16 protein-coding genes are annotated in these 20,359 nt (G+C 64.2%); 9 read left to right on the top strand and 7 right to left on the bottom strand.

Features of this window, described 5'->3' with window-relative positions:
- The 4 genes from C437_RS13880 (at nucleotide 1) to C437_RS13865 (ending at nucleotide 7,690) form a co-directional block, all read left to right on the top strand.
- Nucleotides 1-4,188, top strand: a complete 4,188-nt coding sequence (locus C437_RS13880) for a DNA-directed DNA polymerase II large subunit (RefSeq protein ID WP_004517605.1) — start codon at nucleotides 1-3, stop codon at nucleotides 4,186-4,188.
- Nucleotides 4,189-4,308: 120 nt separating this feature from the next.
- The gene (locus C437_RS13875; RefSeq protein WP_004517604.1) at nucleotides 4,309-6,375 is read left to right on the top strand and encodes a hybrid sensor histidine kinase/response regulator; all 2,067 of its coding nucleotides are present in this window, start codon (nucleotides 4,309-4,311) and stop codon (nucleotides 6,373-6,375) included.
- On the top strand, nucleotides 6,368-7,417 hold the full coding sequence (locus C437_RS13870) for a sensor histidine kinase (RefSeq protein ID WP_004517603.1): 1,050 nt from the start codon (nucleotides 6,368-6,370) through the stop codon (nucleotides 7,415-7,417). Before C437_RS13875 ends, C437_RS13870 begins: the two co-directional genes overlap by 8 nt.
- A gap of 57 nt (nucleotides 7,418-7,474) precedes the next feature.
- A complete protein-coding gene (locus C437_RS13865) occupies nucleotides 7,475-7,690 on the top strand; it encodes a hypothetical protein (RefSeq protein ID WP_004517602.1) in 216 nt (71 codons plus the stop codon).
- A 33-nt stretch (nucleotides 7,691-7,723) separates the two neighbouring features.
- Here the strand turns inward: C437_RS13865 and serA are convergent, their stop codons facing one another.
- The gene (gene serA, locus C437_RS13860) at nucleotides 7,724-9,310 is read right to left on the bottom strand and encodes a phosphoglycerate dehydrogenase (protein ID WP_004517601.1); all 1,587 of its coding nucleotides are present in this window, start codon (nucleotides 9,308-9,310) and stop codon (nucleotides 7,724-7,726) included.
- Between the two features lie 146 nt (nucleotides 9,311-9,456).
- Nucleotides 9,457-9,624 (bottom strand): DUF7556 family protein, encoded by a 168-nt coding sequence (locus C437_RS20670; RefSeq protein WP_004517600.1) that lies wholly within the window; start codon nucleotides 9,622-9,624, stop codon nucleotides 9,457-9,459.
- Nucleotides 9,625-9,995: 371 nt separating this feature from the next.
- On the opposite strand from C437_RS20670, the gene C437_RS13855 reads away from it, so the two are divergent.
- The 4 genes from C437_RS13855 (at nucleotide 9,996) to C437_RS13840 (ending at nucleotide 15,808) form a co-directional block, all read left to right on the top strand.
- Complete coding sequence (locus tag C437_RS13855; RefSeq protein ID WP_004517599.1) at nucleotides 9,996-10,841, top strand: CBS domain-containing protein; 846 nt, start codon at nucleotides 9,996-9,998, stop codon at nucleotides 10,839-10,841.
- Nucleotides 10,838-12,628, top strand: a complete 1,791-nt coding sequence (glyS, locus tag C437_RS13850) for a glycine--tRNA ligase (protein WP_004517598.1) — start codon at nucleotides 10,838-10,840, stop codon at nucleotides 12,626-12,628. Before C437_RS13855 ends, glyS begins: the two co-directional genes overlap by 4 nt.
- Nucleotides 12,629-13,228, top strand: coding sequence for a hypothetical protein (locus C437_RS13845; RefSeq protein WP_004517597.1), 600 nt, complete (start codon nucleotides 12,629-12,631; stop codon nucleotides 13,226-13,228). It begins immediately after the preceding gene.
- A gap of 66 nt (nucleotides 13,229-13,294) precedes the next feature.
- On the top strand, nucleotides 13,295-15,808 hold the full coding sequence (locus C437_RS13840; RefSeq protein ID WP_004517596.1) for a DEAD/DEAH box helicase: 2,514 nt from the start codon (nucleotides 13,295-13,297) through the stop codon (nucleotides 15,806-15,808).
- An 8-nt stretch (nucleotides 15,809-15,816) separates the two neighbouring features.
- Here C437_RS13840 and C437_RS13835 read toward each other — a convergent pair whose 3' ends face one another.
- The gene (locus C437_RS13835; protein WP_004517595.1) at nucleotides 15,817-16,629 is read right to left on the bottom strand and encodes an Sjogren's syndrome/scleroderma autoantigen 1 family protein; all 813 of its coding nucleotides are present in this window, start codon (nucleotides 16,627-16,629) and stop codon (nucleotides 15,817-15,819) included.
- A gap of 127 nt (nucleotides 16,630-16,756) precedes the next feature.
- Between C437_RS13835 and mdh the strand changes: the two genes are divergently transcribed.
- Complete coding sequence (gene mdh, locus C437_RS13830) at nucleotides 16,757-17,671, top strand: malate dehydrogenase (protein WP_004517594.1); 915 nt, start codon at nucleotides 16,757-16,759, stop codon at nucleotides 17,669-17,671.
- Nucleotides 17,672-17,794: 123 nt separating this feature from the next.
- Here mdh and C437_RS21130 read toward each other — a convergent pair whose 3' ends face one another.
- From C437_RS21130 to C437_RS13815, 4 genes are all read right to left on the bottom strand, one after another.
- A complete protein-coding gene (locus C437_RS21130; RefSeq protein ID WP_004517593.1) occupies nucleotides 17,795-17,920 on the bottom strand; it encodes a hypothetical protein in 126 nt (41 codons plus the stop codon).
- Nucleotides 17,921-18,048: 128 nt separating this feature from the next.
- Nucleotides 18,049-18,735 (bottom strand): OapC/ArvC family zinc-ribbon domain-containing protein, encoded by a 687-nt coding sequence (locus C437_RS13825; RefSeq protein ID WP_004517592.1) that lies wholly within the window; start codon nucleotides 18,733-18,735, stop codon nucleotides 18,049-18,051.
- Nucleotides 18,735-19,118, bottom strand: coding sequence for a DUF2073 domain-containing protein (locus C437_RS13820; protein WP_004517591.1), 384 nt, complete (start codon nucleotides 19,116-19,118; stop codon nucleotides 18,735-18,737). Before C437_RS13820 ends, C437_RS13825 begins: the two co-directional genes overlap by 1 nt.
- A 4-nt stretch (nucleotides 19,119-19,122) precedes the next feature.
- Nucleotides 19,123-19,764, bottom strand: coding sequence for an Era-like GTP-binding protein (locus C437_RS13815; RefSeq protein ID WP_004517590.1), 642 nt, complete (start codon nucleotides 19,762-19,764; stop codon nucleotides 19,123-19,125).
- Nucleotides 19,765-20,359: the final 595 nt, after the last annotated feature.

Below are 20,359 nucleotides of genomic sequence, written 5' to 3'. Positions count from 1 at the left end.
ATGCGAGAGGCCGACGAACAGTACTTCGAAACGCTCGAAACCCAGCTCGAAGCCGCTTTCGATGTCGCAGAGCGGGCCAAAGAGCGCGGTGGCGACCCGAAGCCAGAAGTCGAGATTCCGACCGCGCGCGACATGGCCGACCGGGTCGAGAACATCCTCGGCATCGACGGCGTCGCCGAGCGGGTGCGAGAGCTTGAGGGGCAGATGTCCCGCGAGGAGGCCGCGCTGGAACTGGTCGATGACTTCGTCGAAGGGACTGTCGGCGACTACGACAGCCGGGAAGGGAAAGTCGAAGGCGCAGTCCGGACCGCTGTCGCCCTGCTGACCGAGGGTGTCGTCGCCGCCCCCATCGAAGGAATTGACCGCGTCGAGCTGCTGGAAAACGACGACGGGACTGAGTTCATCAACGTCTACTACGCCGGCCCGATTCGTTCTGCCGGCGGGACGGCACAGGCGCTCTCCGTGCTGGTCGCCGATTACGCCCGCGCGCTGCTTGGCATCGACCAGTACAAGGCCCGCGAGGAAGAGATCGGGCGCTACGCTGAGGAGATCGACCTCTATGATAAAGACACCGGCCTCCAGTACTCGCCCAAGGAGAAGGAGACGAAGTTCATCGCCGAGCACATGCCCATCATGCTCGACGGCGAGGCGACCGGCGACGAGGAAGTCTCGGGCTACCGGGACCTCGAACGCGTCGACTCGAACTCGCCGCGCGGGGGGATGTGTCTGGTACTGGCCGAGGGAATCGCGCTGAAAGCGCCGAAAATCCAGCGCTACACCCGAAATCTCGACGAGGTCGACTGGCCGTGGCTCCAGGATCTCATCGACGGGACTATCGGCAAGGACGAGGCCGACCAGGGGGACGGCTCGGAGGACGAGAGCGGCGACAACGCGAGCGAGAGGGATGAAGACGACGGCGAGGACGGCGCTACCGAGCAGGCTGGCCCGCCGCGCGTCGAGCCAGCCGACAAATACCTCCGGGACCTCATCGCCGGCCGGCCGGTGTTCTCCCACCCGTCGAAGGCGGGCGGGTTCCGGCTTCGGTACGGACGCTCCAGAAACCACGGCTTCGCCACGGCGGGCGTCCACCCGGCGACGATGCATCTGGTCGACGACTTCCTCGCGACCGGCACCCAGATCAAGACCGAACGACCGGGGAAAGCCGCCGGCGTCGTCCCGGTCGACACCATCGAGGGGCCGACCGTGCGGTTGGCCAACGGCGACGTACGCCGCATCGACGACGCCGAGGAAGCTCTAGAGGTCCGTAACGGCGTCGAGAAGATACTCGACCTGGGGGAGTATCTGGTCAACTACGGCGAGTTCGTCGAGAACAACCACCCGCTCGCGCCGGCCTCCTACACCGTCGAGTGGTGGGAACAGGACCTCGACGCCGCGGGCGCGGACGTACAGGCGATGCGGGACTCCCCCCACATCGACCTGGCCGACCCCAGCGCCGAGGAAGCTATCGAGTGGGCGACCGACTACGACGCGCCGTTGCACCCGAAGTACACCTACCTCTGGCACGACGTGAGCGTCGACGGGGTGTGTGCGCTCGCCGACGCCGTCGAGGACGGCCAAATCGCACAGGCCGACGGGGCGTACGCCGATCCGGAGATGGACGGCACAGCGGGCGAGACGTACAGCGACGACGGCGCGCTCATCCTGCCACGGAGCGACGCCGTCCAGCAGACGCTTGAACACCTGCTCGTCGAACACACGCAGGACGAGGACACGATCACGGTCACCGACTGGGTGCCGCTGGTGCGCACACTCGGGTTCTCGCGGTCGCTAGAGCGCGACTGGACGCCTTCGGACCTCTCCGAGCGCGCCCGGACCTACGGCGAGAGCGAGTCACTGGACGCCATTGGCGTCGCCGAGGACGCCGAGCGCGAAGACGGCCAGAACGCTGTTGTGGCAGTCAACGAAATCGCCCCGTTCCAGATACGGGAGCGCGCGCCGACCCGCATCGGCAACCGGATGGGGCGGCCCGAGAAATCCGAGCGGCGGGACCTCTCGCCGGCCGTCCACACGCTCAGCCCCATCGGCGAGGCCGGCGGCGCACAGCGGGACGTGGCCAAGGCGACGAAACACGCCGACGACATGAGCGACACGCCCGGACAGGTCGAAGTGGAGATCGCCCGCCGTCGCTGTCCCGACTGTGGGACCGAGACCCATCAGGCGAACTGTCCAGAATGCGACGGGACCACGGAGCCGGTGTACGTCTGTCCTGACTGCGAAAGCGAAGTCGAGCGCGACGAGTCCGGCCGTGCGGAGTGTCCGCGGTGTGAGACGCTCGCCTCGCCGACCCAGTACAAAGTGCTCGACCTGCAGGAAGCGTATCGGGACGCGCTACAGAACGTCGGCGAGCGCGAGACGGCCTTCGAGCAGCTGAAAGCCGTCAAAGGGCTCACATCCGAGGAGAAAGTCCCAGAGCCGATGGAGAAGGGCATCCTCCGGGCGAAACACGACGTGTCGGCGTTCAAAGACGGGACGGTCCGCTACGACATGACGGACCTGCCGGTGACAGCGGTCCGAGCCGCGGAACTGGATGTCTCCGCCGAGCGACTCCGCGGGCTTGGCTACAGGGAGGACATCCACGGCGACCCGCTGACCCACGAGGACCAGCTGGTCGAACTGAAGGTCCAGGACATCGTGCTCTCGGACGGCGCGGCCGAGCACATGCTCCAGACCGCCCGCTTCGTCGACGACCTCCTGGAGCAGTACTACGGGCTGGAGCGGTTTTACGAGTTCGACGACCGCGAGGACCTCGTCGGTGAACTCGTCTTTGGGATGGCTCCGCACACCAGCGCGGCAACGGTCGGGCGCGTGGTTGGCTTCACTTCCGCCGCCGTCGGCTACGCCCACCCGTACTTCCACGCCGCCAAGCGCCGGAACTGCTTCCACCCGGAGACTCGGCTGTGGTACGAGGACGAGAGCGGCGACTGGGAGTACGGTACTATCGAGGAACTGGTCGAGGAGCGGCTGGACGACCCCGAAGAAGACGACTTCGGGACGCTTGTACAGGAACTCGACGGCGACCTCACCGTGTCGTCGCTGGGTGACGACGGTCCCTGTCGCAAGCCGGTCGACGCCGTCTCGAAACACCCCGCGCCGGACCACCTCGTCCGCATCGACGTGGGTGACCGAACACTCCGGGTCACGCCCGACCACACGATGCTCCGGGCCGGCCCGGACGGTATCGAAGAGATCCCGGCCAGCGACCTGACTGCCGGCGACGAACTTCCCGCCTACGACGGCGGCGAGACGACGACGATGACGGCACGCGATGCAGAATCGACGGAAGCCACCGACGGCGCAGCCCCGACGGACACCGTCGAGGCCGTTGAGTACGTCGAAAGCGACGTGGACCACGTCTACTGCCTCACGGTCGCTGACACCCACCGAGTGGCCGTCGAGGGGACCTACGTCGGGCAGTGTGACGGCGACGAAGACTGCGTGATGCTCCTGATGGACGGCCTCCTGAACTTCTCGAAGTCGTATCTCCCGAACCAGCGCGGGGGCCAGATGGACGCCCCGCTGGTGATGTCCTCGCGCATCGACCCCAGCGAGATCGACGACGAGGCCCACAACATGGACATCATGGAGACCTATCCCCGGGAGTTCTACGAGGCCACCCGCGAAATGAAAGACCCGACCGAGGTCGAGGATATCATGAAGATCGCCGAGGAGACACTGGGGACCGACCGCGAGTACACCGAGTTCCGCCATACCCACGACACGACGAACATCGCCGCCGGGCCGGACCTCTCGGCGTACAAGACGCTCGGCTCGATGGAAGACAAGATGGACGCCCAGCTAGAGATTTCCCGGAAGCTCCGGGCCGTCGTCGAGAGCGACGTGGCCGAGCGTATCATCGAGTACCACTTCCTGCCGGACCTCATCGGGAACCTCCGGGCGTTCTCCAGACAGGAGGTCCGGTGTCTGGACTGCGGCGAGTCGTTCCGCCGCGCGCCCCTGACCGGCGACTGCCGGGAGTGTGGCGGCCGCGTCACCCTCACGGTCCACGAGGGGTCGGTCAACAAGTACATCGACACGGCGATTCGGGTCGCCGACGAGTTCGGCGCACGGGACTACACGAAACAGCGGCTCAAGATTCTGGAGCGGAAAATCGAGTCGGTGTTCGAGAACGACCACAACAAACAGTCAGGTATCGCCGACTTCATGTAAGACGGGTCGGCGGGCGCAGGAGTACACGTTCGGGGCATCATTTAAAACTGGTTCGCGTTCTCAGCTGCTCACAATCAGAGGGAAATATATTATGAATACTGATAGAGACGGGGGCAAGAAATGGATCGAGACGTGCTGGTCATCGACGATGCAGTCGACCCCCGGGTGTACGAGGCGGGCCTCGATCCAGCGTACAGCTACGCGCTGGCCGAGACACTGGCGGGAATCGCGCCCTCGTTCGAGCAGGCGGACGTTGTCGTCTACGACCACGGACAGCCGGAGATGGTGTTTCAAGAACTGAAAGAGACGGTCCGGGACGCCAGCGGGTCGTACTACGTGGTCGTCGTGGCCGGGGCCGAACCGACGCCGGAACTCCTCTCGGTCCCATGTGACGACTACCTCCACAAACCGGTCGACGGGGACGCACTCAAACAGGCAATCGACCGGGCGATGGCGGTCCGGAACGGCGACCGCCGTGAGATGGTGTCGCTGACGCGGAAGGCACAGGCCCTCGATGCGATTCAGCCGAGCAGTGAACCCGAACAGAACCCGGCGTTCGACCACGTGCGTCGACGACTCCGCGAGCTGGCGAGGCCGGAGGTTCTGGCTGAGATTGAACGGATTGACACCGATATCCGCTCCGCTCAGCTCGGCTTGATACGCGGGGCTACCGACGGACAGCGAGCGGCGCGGACCGACGGCGGAAAAGTAGGCGAGAGCCGCCCAGAAGCCGACGATATCAGCCCGTGGAAGTTCCGGGAGGCGGTCGAGAGCGCCGGCCACGCCGTCGTGTTCACTGACACCGATGGCGTCATCGAGTACGTCAATCCGGCGTTCGAGGAGCTGACTGGATACGCCGAGTCGGAAGTCGTCGGCCACACGCCGCGAATCCTCAAGTCCGGCGAGCACGGCGAGGCCGTCTACGAGGATCTGTGGGAAACCATCGGGGCCGGCGAGGTGTGGCGGGGGGAACTGGTCAACGAACGCCCCGACGGCGAGCGCTACGTCATCGAACAGACGATTGCACCGCTCCCGCGCGACGACGAGCCGCGCGGGTACGTCGCCATCAACACGGACATCACCGAAAAACGGCGGCGTGAAGAGAAAATAAAGGCGCTCCACGAGGCCACGCGGGACCTGCTCAGCGCGGACAGCCCGTCGGCGGTCGCCGCCGAGGTCGGGGCGGCCATCGAGTCGATTCTGGCGTTCCGCATCAACGTAATCCGCGTCCACCGAAACGGGGAGTTACGGCCGTGTCACGTCAACGACAAGGCCGAGCGGTTGCTGTCGGAACGGCCGACCTACGAGGTCGGCGAGGGGTTCCCCGGTGCGGCCTTCGAGGACCAGCAGGCACGCGTCTATACGGATATCCGCGACCACGACGGCGGCGCGGCGCTGGAACCGGTCGTCTCGTGGCTGTACGTCCCGATAAGCGACTACGGCGTCATCAGCGTGGGACAGACAGAAGCAGACGCGTTCGACGAGACCGACCTGAACCTCGTCCAGATAATCGCGAGCAACGCCGAAATTGCCCTGCAACGGCTCCGCAAGGAGCGGGCGCTACAGCGGGAGAACGAGCGGCTCGAACAGTTCGCCAGCACCGTCTCACACGATCTCCGAAACCCGCTGCAGGTCGCTAAAGGGACGCTGAGCCAGCTTGACGACTGTACTGCCGGGGTTGGCCGGCTGCGTCAGGCTCACGAGCGGATGGAAGAAGTTATCGAGGGCGTGTTGACGCTGACACGACAGGGGGACCGCGTTGAGGACCCGTCGCCGGTCGACCTCAGTGCGGTCGCGCGCGCCTGCTGGACCCACGTTAGCGCCTGTGACACGGAGCTGGTCGTCGAGGCGGACAGCCTCGTCGTTTCCGGGGACGACGCCCGCCTCAAACACCTCTTCGAGAACCTGTTTCGCAACGCTGTCACACACGGGCAGGCGTCGACCATCCGGGTCGCGGCACTCGACAACGGGTTTTACGTCGCCGACGACGGGGTGGGTATCCCCCCGGAAGAGCGGGACAGTATCTTCGAGAACGGCTACACGACGAGTGACGACGGGACGGGGCTCGGCCTGACAATCGTCAAAGAGATCGCGAGCGCACACGGCTGGGACGTGTCTGTAACCGAAAGCGGGACCGGTGGCGCCCGCTTCGAGTTCATCACCGCCACGCAGTACAGGGATGAATAAGCGGGATGCCACGTCGTTCAGGGCACTGTTCGAACACACCGACGACGCTGTCGCCGAGGTCGAGTTCGTCGACGGCAAGCCGATACTCCGGGCGGTGAATCCGGCCTTCGGCGAACTATTTGGCGTCGACGGCGAGCAGGTACGCGGGGAGCCACTGACCGAGTACGTCCCGGGAATCGAGCGGGACAACTGGAGAGCATCCGATGGAGGGCCGGGCGACCCCCACCTCCAGCAGGGCACCGTCACGGGACAGACAGTCGAGGGTCCCCGGCAGTTGTACTGTCGGGTCGTTCCGACGACAGCGAACCGAGCACTGGTGATATACACCGACCTGGCCGGGCGAGAGCAACGCGAGCAACACCATCAGGTGCTCCACCGTGTGCTACGGCACAACCTCAGGAACAAACTCGTGCCGCTGCTCGACGGGACAGAGATGCTCGCAGCCGAACTGTCGGGCGACCTTGGGGCGCAAGCGTCCCTGATGGCGACGGCAGCGGGCGAACTGGCCGAGCTGAGCGAGATAGCCGGGAAGATGGAGTACGTGATGGGGTCAGCCGCGACGACGGAGTCGCAGACAGACCTTGTCGAGAGCGTGCGGTCGGTGCTCGAACGGTGCGACGACGCTGCGACGGTCGATTTGGTCGTCGAGGCCTCCGAGACCGTGGTCGTCGCCGTCGACGACCGGTTGGAAATCGCGCTGGCACAGCTCGTCGAGAACGGGGTCAAGCACACGAACGGGGAGCCGCGGCTGTCGGTCACGGTGCGCCGTGAGCGGACGGACGCGGTGGTCGAGATCAGCGACGACGGGCCGGGGCTGCCCGAGAACGAGCGGGCGGTGCTGTTCGGCGACGAACCGATAACGCAACTCAGACACAGCACCGGTCTGGGGCTGTGGCTGACGAAGTGGATACTGGACTGTCACGGCGGAGACCTCGCCTACGACAGGCGCGACGGGGAAACAACGCTCACGCTCCGGCTGCCACTCACCACCGATGTCACTGTCGCCGGCGACGACCGACGCCGGACTTCTCAGGGCGACTGACGGGCGCGTGACGGCTGTCCGACGGGTGTTTTTGTCCGTGGCGGTCCTGTCACGGGTATGGCCTCGTCCCGCGATTCAGCACCGCCGTTCGACTCCGGGGACCAGTCGGGTTCCCCGTCACCATCAGCCCGGCAGGCCCCCAGTACGATCTATCAGATACAGATCGCGCTGTTGCGCTCACAGGTAGCGACACTGGAGACCGCACTCGAACGGGAACGCGAGCACCGGCAGGCCGTCGTCGACCGGTACGAGCGCCTTATCGACGGAAAATAGTCGGGACTGGCTTTCCGAAAAATCCGCTGTGTGTTACTCGTCGCCGAGTTCGACGTAGGTCGTCTCGATGATGCGGCTGTCGCCGTTGAGTCGCTCGATGATGTCCTGTGGCGGCTGCTCGTCAAGGTTGTAGACGGACAGGGCCTCGCCGCCGATGGTTTCGCGGCCGTTGAACATCCCGGCGATGTTGATGTCGGCTTCGCCCAGCACGGTGCCGATGAAGCCGATAGTACCCGGTTCGTCGCGGTTGCGGACGACCAGCATATGTCCGTGGGGAACGGCCTCGATACGGTGGTCGTCGATGCGGACGATACGGGGCTCCTCGCCGCCGAACTGGGTCCCACAGACGGAGACGGATTCCTCGCCGTCGGAGACGGTGACGGTGATGAGGCTCTGGTAGTCCTCGGAGGTGCGGGTCTTGGACTCGGTCACGTCGATGCCACGGTCCTTGGCTATCTGCGGGGCGTTGACGGCGTTTACCTGCAGGTCCGAGGGCGCGAACACGCCCTTCAGGGCGCTCGCGGTGACGTACTCCACGTCCTCCTCGGCGATGTCACCCGCGTAGGTGACCTGCACTTCGGACATGTGGCCGCCGAACAGCTGGACCGCGATGCGGCCGGCGGTGTCGGCGAGGTCGAGGTACGGCCCGACCTGCTTGAATGTCGCCTCGTCCAGCGACGGGGCGTTCAGGGCGTTTGCGACGGGCTGACCGTTGGCCGCGGCGATGATCTGGTCGGCCGTGGAGGTGGCGACGTTCTCCTGTGCGGCCTCCGTCGACGCGCCCAGATGGGGCGTAACGATGATGTCCTCCACGTCGAGTAGCGGGCTGTCTTCGGGCAGCGGTTCCTCGCCGAAGACGTCGAGCGCTGCGCCCTTCAGGACGCCGTTCTCGACGGCCTCAGCAAGCGCCGGCTCGTCGATGATACCGCCGCGGGCGCAGTTGACGACGTAGCCGCCTTCGAGCAGTGCGAGTTCGTCCTCGCCGATCATGTTCTCCGTCTCAGGGGTCAGCGGCGTGTGGATGGTGATGAAATCGGACTTGGCGAGACAGTCGTTGAGGTCATCAACGAGTTCCGCACCGAACTGGTCGGCGCGCTCCTGGCTGATGTAAGGATCGAAGGTGACGATGTCCATGCCGAGGCTGCCGAGTCGCTTGGCGACCTGCTGGCCGACGCGACCGAAGCCGACGACGCCCAGCGTCTTGTTGTTGACTTCCGTCCCGAGGAACTCGCCTTTGGCCCATTCGCCGCTTTTCAGGCGGTCGTGGGCCTGCGGGATGGAGCGAGCGGTGGCAAACGCCATCGCGACGGAGTGTTCCGCGGCGGCACGGACGTTGCCTTCAGGGGCGTTAGCGACAATGACACCGTGGTCAGTGGCGGCGTCGATATCGATGTTGTCCACGCCGATACCGGCCCGGCCGACGATGATGAGGTCGGTCGCGGCTTCGAACACTTCTTCAGTGACTTCGGTGCCCGAGCGGACGATGAGCGCGTTCGCGTCGGCCACCGCGTCGAGGAGCGCGTCGCCCTCGACCTCGTAGGCTGTTTCGACGTCGTGGCCCGCCTCACGGAGCCGCGTGAGACCGGCGTCAGCGATAGGATCCGTAACGAGTACCTTCATACCGAATCGAACTTACTGGGGCGGCATAACGCTTGTTTTCTCCGTCCGAACGACTGCGGACGGGGACGCAGGGCGGAGCGACCGCGCCGCTAATGGGGTATCCTGTTGGGCGAGAGCGGTCGAGAAAACGAATCGAGAGACCGGACCTATCGCCAGGCCGGGAGCGAAGCAGCGTCAGCGAGCGGGGTTGTGAGATAGGCGTCGTCTCGGGTCACGTCAGCGACGATGAACTGGTCCGTTGGACCCTCTTCGACGGACGCCATGATGTCTCCGTCCGCGGCCATCTCAATCGGAGCGACAGGTTCCGACTCCATGCATGATAATATGTAACAACCCTATAAAAATTTAGCGAAACCCAGAGAGGGGAGTGGTATGGCGCTGGGCCAACCGTCTGACAATAGTCCACGTCCTGTCAGGAATGGGATGATCTGGTTCGTATGCTGGCACAGTTAGAGCCTGATATCTCAACCAATAGGGGTTGATGGAGGGATTCTGTCCACACCTGGAGACGAAGTGTCGATATGGCAGAAGACGTAGTTGTTTCCGATCCAGCACGGTCTCCCGGTTTCCGACAGCGCCTGTACGGTCGTCGGGGGTAGCTGCTGGCCGCCCGACATGCTACCCGGATGGCGAAAACGGACGGATGTTAAGGACTTAGTAGATGCGGGAAGGAAGTTCTGGCAGTATGAACGTCGCAGACGCTATGACGCCACGCTCGGAGGTCGTCACGGTCACCATACCCGGTACCCGTGATGACGCACTGGAGTACCTCCAGGAGCAGGCCTTCTCGTCGGTCCCGGTTATCAAGGAGACGGACGAGGGCGAGGAATTCAGAGGGATTATTTCACGCGATGCGCTCATCGAGAGCCCTGACGAGGACCAGCTCGCCATTCTCGTTGAGGAAGTCCCGGCAATCAGCGGGGACACGTCTATCGAGGCCGCTGCACGGATGATGGTCGAGGACGGCGAGCGTCGCCTGCCCATCGTCGACGGCCAGCTCAAAGGCATCATCACAGTGACCGACGTGATTCGGTCCATCGCCAACGGCGACGTCGACGGCGACGAGATCGTCGGGGAACTCGCCAACCGCGACATCAACTGCGTGTACGAAGAGACACCGCTGACCGTCGCCGAGCGGGAGCTCTCCCACGCGAACGTCCCCTACGGCGTCGTGCTCGGCGACGACGGGGACATGTCGGGGATGCTCACCGAGGTCGATATCATCGCTGTCGCCCGCGTCGTCGAGGGCGAGGACGACACCGGCGACTCCATCGCCAATCAGGACGACGACTGGGCCTGGGAAGGTATCAAGGCGGTCGGCGGTCGGTACATGCCCACCCGAAACGTCGAACTCCCGGCCGAGCCTGTCCGCGAGTTCATGACCGACGACGTCGTGACGGTGAACAAGCGCCGCACCGCCGAGGAGGCGGCACAGCTGATGATCGAGCACGACATCGAGCAGATCCCGCTGCTGTCGGGTGACGAGCTCACCGGCATCGTCCGGGACATAGACTTGCTGCGAGGCCTATGAGCGAAGGCGAACGCCTCACCGAGCTGGCCAAGCGTCGCGGCTTCTACTTCCCCTCCTCAAGCGCCTACGGCGGCGCGGCGGGCTTCTGGACCTACGGTCCACAGGGCGCAGCGCTGAAATCGAACATCGAGGACGCCTGGCGGGACCGCTACGTCGTCAAAGAAGGTCATCAGGAGATCTCGGCACCCGACGTGATGCCCGAACCTGTCTTCGAGGCCTCGGGCCACCTCGATGGCTTCGATGACATGATCGTCGAGTGCGGCGAGTGCGGTGCGACCCACCGCGCCGACCACCTCGTCGAGGACAACACGGACATCGAAGAGGCCGAATCACTCCCCAACGAGGAGGTAATGGACCTCATCGCCGAGCACGGCATCGAGTGTCCCTCCTGTCACACGTCGCTGGCCGACCAGCCGGTCGACAACTTCAACCTGATGTTCGAGACGAACATCGGGCCGGGGTCATCGTCGCCGGGCTATCTCCGCCCGGAGACCGCACAGGGCATCTTCGTCGAGTTCCCACAGCTCTCGGAGTACGCCCGCAATCAGCTCCCCTTCGGCGTCGCACAGATCGGCAAGGCTTACCGGAACGAAATCTCACCGCGGAAGTCGCTGGTCCGTGTCCGGGAGTTCACCCAGGCCGAGCTCGAACACTTCATCGACCCCGAGGAGAACGAACCGCCGCTGGCCGAGGTCGAAGACGTGGTCCTGCCGCTGTACTCCGTCGCCGACCAACAGGCCGAGGACGGCGGCCAGCGCGAACTCACCGTTCGTGAAGCCGTCGACGACGGCGTCGTCGAGAGCGAGTGGGTTGCCTACTACCTCGGCGTCTCTAAGGAGTGGTACGAGCGCATCGGCGTCGACATGGACCGCTTCCGGTATCGCCAGCATCTCGCCGGCGAGCGCGCCCACTACGCCTCCGACTGCTGGGACGCCGAGAGCGAGGTCGACGGCGACTGGATCGAGATCACCGGTTTCGCCTACCGGGGCGACTACGACCTCTCGAAACACGCCGACCACTCCGGCGAGGACTACACCGTGTTCAAGCAGTACGACGAGCCGATCACCGTCGAACGGGCCACTGTCGACCCCGATATGAGCTACCTCGGGCCGGAGTTCGGCGGGTCGGCCGGTGCGGTCGCCGACGCACTCGAAGCGCTGGCCGAGCGGAACCCGGACGCCTTCGACGATGACGAGGTCACCGTCGAGGTCGACGGCGAGTCCCACACCGTCCCCGTCGAACAGACGAACTTCAGCGTCGACGAGGTCACCGAGAACGGCGAACACATCCGCCCACACGTCATCGAACCGTCCTTCGGCGTGGGCCGAATCATCTACACCGTCCTCGCACACGCCTACGAGACCGACGAGGTCGACGGCGAGGAACGAACTTACCTCGACCTGCCGCCGGAGCAGGCACCGACGACGGTCGGGGTCTTCCCGCTGATGGACAAGGACGGAATGGCCGAGCTCGCGACCGATATCGCCGGCGACCTTCGGGCCGCCGGCCTCTCGGTCACCTACGACGACTCCGGGGCCATCGGCCGGCGCTACCGCCGGCAGGACGAGGTGGGAACGCCCTACTGCGTTACTGTGGATTACGAAAGTCTGGAGGACGGCGGCGAGGCGCAACGCGCCTCGGAAAGCGCGAGCGGCGATGAGCCGCGAGCGGGGACGGTCACCGTTCGCGAGCGGGACACGACCGAGCAGAAACGGCTCCCCATCGACGGGCTGGCGGAGACGCTCGAACAGCTCAGTACCGGCGACCGCACCTTCGACGACCTGTAGATGGCCGACGAGGTCTCCCGCCGGCTGGTCCACGTCACCGGGTCGGCGGTGCCGCTCGCACACCTGTTCCGGCCGGACCTGATTACGTGGCGCGTCGTGCAGGGCTTTTTGACTGTGGCGCTGGTCGTTGTCATCGTTCTCGAAGCGGTGCGGCTGACGACGGGGCTAGACTGGGTCGTGTACGACCGACTCACCCGCGAGTACGAGCAGGACAACCCCGCCGGCTACGCGCTGTACATCGTCGGAATGGCCATCGTCGCCGTCGCCGTCGAACTGCCCGGCGTGACCGAAACCATCGCCGTCCCCGCGATGTTGATGCTCGCCATCGGCGACCCCATCAGCGGCCTGCTGGGCTCAAGCGATGCCAGCAACGTCAAGCAGGCCTGGGTGCTGCTGGTGATGTTCGGCGTCTGCACACTGCTTGCAGCCCCATTTGTCCCCCCCGCTGCAGCCGTGCTCGGCGGGGTCGCGGCGACGTTCGCCGACGGCGTCAAGCCCCGTATCGCCGGCTACGTCATCGACGACAACTTCTCGATTCCGGTGCTCGGCGCGCTGGCGATGTGGGTTGGCGTCCAGTACCTGCCCGGTTTCGGCCTCTGAGGCCGTCCGTTCACTTTCACCGCGGTATCTGAACCCTTAACCACCGCGGGGTCGAACACGTAGGTAATGGCGACCACCGACGCCGGTGGCGAGTACGTCGAGCGCCCGCTGGTGACGCCCGAGTTTCTGGAGAACCGCCGCTACCAGACCGAACTGGCGGAGACGGCGAGCGCTGACCACACGCTCGTCTGTCTCCCGACCGGGCTGGGCAAGACGACCGTCTCGCTGCTGGTGACCGCCGAACGGCTCGACGCCGTCGGCGGGAAAGCACTCATGCTGGCCCCGACGAAGCCGCTGGTCCAGCAACACGCCGAGTTCTACCGCGAAGCGCTGGAAATCGACGACGAGGACGTCGTCGTGTTCACCGGTGAGGTCCGGCCAGACGACCGGGCCGCGCTCTGGGAGGACGCCCGTATCGTCATCGCGACGCCGCAGGTCGTCGAGAACGACCTCGTCGGCAACCGAATCTCGCTTGCCGAGGTGACTCACTGTACCTTCGACGAGTGTCACCGGGCGACCGGCGACTACGCCTACAACTACATCGCCGACCGCTATCACGCCGACGCCGCGGACCCGCTGGTGACAGGAATGAGTGCCTCGCCCGGCGACGACGAGGAAGCGATACTGGAGGTCTGTGAGAACCTCGGGCTTGCGGAGGTTGCGGTGATGACCGAGGACGACGCCGACGTGACCGAGTACACCCACGACACAAGCGTTGACTGGAATCGCATCGAGTTACCTGAAATCGTCGTCGAAATCCGCGACGCCATCAACGAGGTCATCGAGGACCGACTGGACCAGCTGCGGGAACTCGGCGTCACGAACAAATCTTCGGCGGACATCTCCGAGCGAGAAATCCAGCAGATGCAGGGCAAGCTGCGGGACCTGATGAACAACGATCAGAGCGAGGGGTATCAGGGGATGAGCCTGCTCGCCGAAATCCGCAAGCTCCGGACCGCGGTCACCTACGTCGAGACCCAGAGCGTCGAGTCCCTGCGGCGGTACTTCGAGCGGCTGAAGGAGGCCGCCCGCTCCTCCGGGGCATCGAAGGCCGACCAGCGCCTCGTCAGCGAGCCGAAGGTGCGGGAGGCGATACGGAAAGCCAACAGCTACGACGACCTCCATCCGAAGTTCCGCCAGACCCGGATGTTGCTCGCGGAGACGCTGGGCATCGAGAACGGCGAGCGCGTCATCGTCTTCACCGAGTCCCGTGACACCGCCGAGACGCTCGTCGATTTCCTCTCAGACCACTTCACAACGCAGAAGTTCGTCGGCCAGAGCGACACCGACGGCAGCGAGGGGATGACACAGACCCAGCAACAGGAGACGCTGGATCGGTTCCGCAACGGCGAGTTCGAGGTGCTCGTCTCCACCTCCGTCGCCGAGGAAGGGCTGGACGTGCCCGAAGTCGACCTGGTGCTGTTCTACGAGCCGGTGCCGACCGCGATTCGAGCCATCCAGCGGAAGGGCCGAACCGGCCGCCAGGCCGAGGGACGGGTCGTCGTCCTGCTGGCCGAGGACACCCGCGACGAGGCGTACTTCTGGAAGGCCCGCAACGACCAGAAGCGGATGAAACGCGAGCTGAACGAACTCAAGAGCGTCGCCGGCGAACTGGAGGCCCGCCTCGACCAGACCGGGCTCGACGAGTACGAAGACGAGAGCGGGGGAGGCGACGGTCCAGACGCCGAGGGGGTCGCTTCGGGTGGAACGAAGCGCGATGAAACCGCCACACAGCAGTCGAGTTCCACCGGAAACGAAAGGGCTAGTACAGCTAACAAGTCAAACGATGAGAACGACGACGGCGACGGTCAGGCCGGACTGGACGCCTTCGCAGAAGCCTCGTCGGAGGCGACCGATGGGGACGAGAGAACGGGAGAGGAGGAGAGTAGCGGGACGGTCGCCACTGCCGGACGCGACGACGAGGACGACCCCGTCGAGATCGTCGCCGACCAGCGGGAACTCGACTCGAACATCGCCCGGGACCTCTCGACGCGGGACGGTATCGAGACCCGACTCGAAACGCTGGCCGTCGGGGACTACATACTCTCGGACCGCGTCGTCGTCGAGCGCAAGACCGTCGCTGACTTCATGGACACGCTGACCGGCGGCGACCGGTCGATGTTCGAACAGGTCGGGGACGCCACGCGCAACTACGGCCGGCCCGTCGTCGTCATCGAGGGCGAGGACCTCTTTGGCGCGCGAAACGTGCACCACAAGGCGATTCAGGGCGCGCTCGCGTCGCTGGCAGTCGATTTCGGCGCGAGCGTGTTACGGACCAGTGACGAGGACGAGACCGCCGACCTGCTGGAGGTCATCGCCGGGCGGGAACAGGAGGTGGCCGACCGCGAGGTGAGCGTCCATGGGGAGAAACAATCGAAGACGCTCCCCGAGCAACAGGAGTACGTTGTCGCCTCTATCGCCGAAGTCGGTCCGGTAACCGCGCGCACGCTACTGAACGCCTTCGGCAGCGTCGAGGCGGTGATGACCGCCGATAAGGAAGACCTGCTAGAGGTGTCCGGTATCGGCGACGTGACCGCCGACCGGATTCGAGAGGTCATCGCCAGCGACTACGCGCCGTAGCGGTCCGTTCAGAACCGCGTCGCGTCCAGCGCTTCCGCCGCTTCTCTCGCTGCCTGGAGCTGTTCGCGAGCCTCCCGTGGGTTCTCGGCCGCCGCGGCGCGCTCGGCAAAGCGGTGAACCGTCTCGGCCAGTAGCGCAGATGCCGCATCGAGATTGGCCGCAATATCGTCCGTGTGACTATCGGTCGTCCGAGTCTGTCGAGCGGAAACAGGGGGGTTCTGTGGTGCTGTCCCACGCGGCTGGTCGTTGGCAGCTCGACCGCTATACGCCGACGAAGTACCTGTTCCAGCAGTCTGTGGCGCTGGCTCCGAGTCGTCGGACGGCTGGGTCGACTGGTTACCCCCCGCTTCAGGTGGAACGGCCGAATCGGATGTCGGCGCCGCCGGCTCAGAGCGAGACTGTGACGCGGTGTCGGGCTGGGTGTGTGCGGTCTCCCGCTGTTCGGACTCGTCCGTCGCGTCCGCCACACTCTCACCTGTGTCCTCGGCAGCATCGCCGAACTGGACGCGGGCCTCGTCGGTTGGATCGGTAACCTCAATCTGGTCACCATCGTCAGCCTGCCCCTCTTGTTGGTCGGTGTCCGACGATTCAGCGCCATTTTCCTGCGTGTTGCGAGCGACCGGCTTCTGGCAGGTGGGACAGAACTCCTGGCCGTCGTAGCGGAAGATGGGGTCGCCACACTCGCTGCAGTGGGCGTTCGTCATCGTTGCGCCCTTCAACAGGAGTTCGCTCATCTGCTCGGTCGCCGCCCGGTTGTCCTCCTCTTGCTCGAACTTCTCGCGGAGTTTCTCGCGTTCGGCTTCCTTGTCGAAGTCGCTCATACGTGTCACAACGCCGCCGGGCTGAAAACAGTTTACGGGTGCGAGACGCCGATACTGCCTGAACGATGCGCGGCGGAATCGGGGTTTCGACACGTTTAACGTTCGCGCCCGAGCCTTTCCGAATGGTATGACAAAGGTAAGCGTAGTCGGCGCAGCCGGTACGGTCGGCGCAGCCGCAGGGTACAACATCGCGCTCCGTGACATCGCTGATGAAGTCGTCTTCGTGGACATCCCGGACAAGGAAGACGACACAGTCGGGCAGGCAGCCGACACGAACCACGGCATCGCCTACGACTCGAACACGCGCGTCCGCCAGGGCGGCTACGAGGACACCGCCGGCTCCGACGTGGTCGTCATCACAGCCGGCATCCCGCGCCAGCCCGGGCAGACCCGGATTGACCTCGCCGGCGACAACGCACCTATCATGGAGGACATCCAGTCCTCGCTCGACGAGCACAACGACGACTACATTTCACTGACTACCTCCAACCCCGTCGACCTGCTCAACCGGCACCTCTACGAGGCCGGCGACCGCTCGCGTGAGCAGGTCATCGGGTTCGGCGGCCGCCTGGACTCCGCGCGGTTCCGCTACGTGCTGAGCGAGGAGTTCGACGCGCCGGTCCAGAACGTCGAAGGGACGATTCTCGGCGAGCACGGCGACGCACAGGTCCCCGTGTTCTCGAAGGTCCGCGTCGACGGCACTGACCCCGAGTTCAGCGACGACGAGAAAGAGCAGTTGCTCGGCGACCTGCAGGAATCTGCGATGGACGTCATCGAGCGCAAGGGCGCGACCGAGTGGGGGCCGGCCCGCGGCGTCGCGCACATGGTCGAAGCCATCCTCAACGACACCGGCGAGGTGCTGCCGGCCTCAGTCAAGCTGGAGGGCGAGTTCGGGCACGAAGACACCGCTTTCGGTGTCCCGGTCCGTCTCGGAAGCAACGGTGTCGAAGAGATTGTCGAATGGGGTCTCGACGACTACGAACAGGACCTGATGGCCGACGCCGCCGAGAAGCTCTCCGATCAGTACGACAAAATCTCGTAATTCAGTATCGCACGATACTGCGAACGTTCGGGACTGACGCCGTCCCGAGGTGCCTTTTCGTTCCGCTATCTGGGTGAGAGACGTAGCTGTAACTGCGAATCGCCCTCTAACGGTCCGCGATGGTTACGCGGGGTCGTCCTGGTCGTCAAGCAGATCGGTGTCGCGCCCGTCGTCGTCGATATCAGCACCGAGGAGTGCCGCCCACTCTTCGAGGTGTGACTCCGATGTCGAGAGTTCTCGGTGGCTCATGGCGTTATCGGAAGCATCCACGGCATATTATATAATGGTTGTGCCGCGTTGATACTCAATGGTGTCTGCAGCGGTTCTACGGGGTAATTCGCGGGTATCGAATCGGTAAAAATAGAGGGCCGCGCCGATTACTCAGAGCGGATAGTTTCCGGGACCTGAATCGAGTAGTGGCCGTCTTCCTGCAACGCGATGATGTACTCTTCGCGGTCGTACAGTTCCATCAGGTTCAGTTCGTACTGACCGGGTTCCAGTACTTTGATCGACTCGAACTGGTCGTTGAGTTCTGCGCGCAGTTCCTCCAGGTCAGGGCGATCCTCTTGTTCTGGTTCCGCTGGTGGGTCAGGGTCAGCACCGACAGGGCTGAACCGGTGTTCAGATTCGGACGCCGACGGCGCGTCGGATGGAAGCTCATCCGGTTCGACGATATCGCCGCGGGCGCTGGCCTGGGCTGAATCCTCGGTCACAGATGTGCGGTCGGGTTCGGTCGACGGCGAACCGGACGTGTGGGATGGGTCACTCGGCTGGGCGTCAGCCGACCGGTCGGCGTCGAACTGGGACTGCGCAGCGTCCCGGTCCCCGTCCGCAGCGGAACCGCTGACGAAGTCGCGCACCGAGGCAGCGGTTTTGCCAACGGTACGAGCGACAGTACTGTCAGGTCCCGGTGGTTCCGGTGGCTCCGCGTCCGGCGTCTCGGAGATGTCGGCCCCCTCGGGCTGATACTGGAACTTGTTCCCGCCGCAGTTGGGACAGCCCGAGAGCATCTCCTTGGACCCGTCGTCGAAGCCACGGCCACAGTCCGTACACTGATGGGGCATTATTTCCGGGAGACGAGGGCGCTGATGAGCGTTTCGTCCTTGTGGAGCGTCTCTATCTGGTTGGCCGGTCCGATGACCGTTAGCTTCTGGGTCGATTGTTTGCCCATCAACCGGTCGAGGATGCTGGCGTCGGCGGCCTCGGACTTGGGGTAGGTCTCGATCTCGATGCCGTTGAACTCATCGGGGCTTATCTCCGTCATCGTGACTTCGATCAGGCGGGACTCCTCGTCGGGCGAAAGGCCCTCCTCGAGGATGACGATATTGCCGTCACGGACCCCGTCGAGAATCATTCGAATCTTCTCCATCGAGGCCAGCCCGGCCATGCGTTCACCGCTGATGAGGTCTATCTGAACGCCGTCGTCTGGGTCTTTGACTTCCGCCATTATATCACCCGAAGTACTCCGCGATTTTATCGTAGACTTCGTCCATGTTGTCTCCCTCGAGCGCTGACAGCGGAATCGTCTCGTGCTGGGGGTAGGCGTTTCGGATGCGCTGAACCGACGACTCCTCCAGATCAATCTTGTTTGCCAGAATCAACACCGGCAGGTCCTGACTCTCGATGATGCCGATGAGCATGGTGTTGACCTGCGTGAACGGATCGGTCGCGGAATCAAGTACGTAAATGACACCATCGACGTCCTCACGGAGCCAGTGCATCGCTTCAGCGACGCCCTCAGTCGCTTCGCGGGAGCGACGGACGGCGTCGTCTTTCTCCATATCGTGTTCGAGGAACTCGGTGTAGTCGACTTTCGTCGTCACGCCCGGCGTGTCGACGATGTCGATTGTCACCTTCTTCCCGTCGCGTTCAATCTCGACGTTCTCCTTTCGGCGGGCCCGACGAGTCTCGTGGGGGACATGACTCTCCGGCCCGACAACGTCACCGGTCCAGTCGCGTGCAATACGGTTCGCCAGCGTCGTCTTGCCGGCGTTTGGCGGGCCGTAGATTCCGATACGCTTCGGATCCTCTTCGGAGAACAGCGTCGATGCCGCGCGTGAGATGCTATCTTTGAGGTTTGTTAACAATCCCATCCTATCCTCCCGCCGCCCGGAGTCGTCCGGTATGGCGGCTCTGACCCTAAAAGATAGGCGAATTCACTTAAGCCTACGTCAGACATTGGTCCCTTTTCTGACATGGGAGAGCATAGCACAGGGCAGCGTGCGGACGCTGCTGAGGGTTTGATCGAAAGGGGGACTATTCGAGTCGAGTTCGGCCATGGAACCGAGCGATGCGAATTTGAGTGAGCGATCCTAGCCCCCCACCCCTTCGTTTCAAGTGGAACAGCACACCCCCCTGGGGAGGGGGTGGGAGAATTTCCCGTTGAATCAGGAGCGCATCGGTTCTGGAGATCGGTGGGACTTGTGACTTCACTAGCTAGAGTGGTCTAGACACTAGAAAACCGTACATTGAACCCTGATAGTCTTTTGTTTTGTCTAGTACGGATTTGGTTTATGTAGCACTGTATTAAATCTTTCCTCTTCTTACAGAACATTATCGGCCTCCCCACCCCCTCCCCCCGGGCCTGTTTCCCGCTCCACCGGAAACGAAGGGGTGGGGGGGTTGGCCTGTTGCGGTCGGAGTCTGCTGCAAGTATCGGCTCTTCATGCCCCTCCCAATATTTACACT

The organism is Haloarcula vallismortis ATCC 29715 (assembly GCF_000337775.1).
GTDB classification, from domain to species: Archaea; Halobacteriota; Halobacteria; order Halobacteriales; family Haloarculaceae; genus Haloarcula; species Haloarcula vallismortis.
Note: the sequence above shows the minus strand (reverse complement) of the source record. Positions and strands in the feature narration are given on the sequence as shown.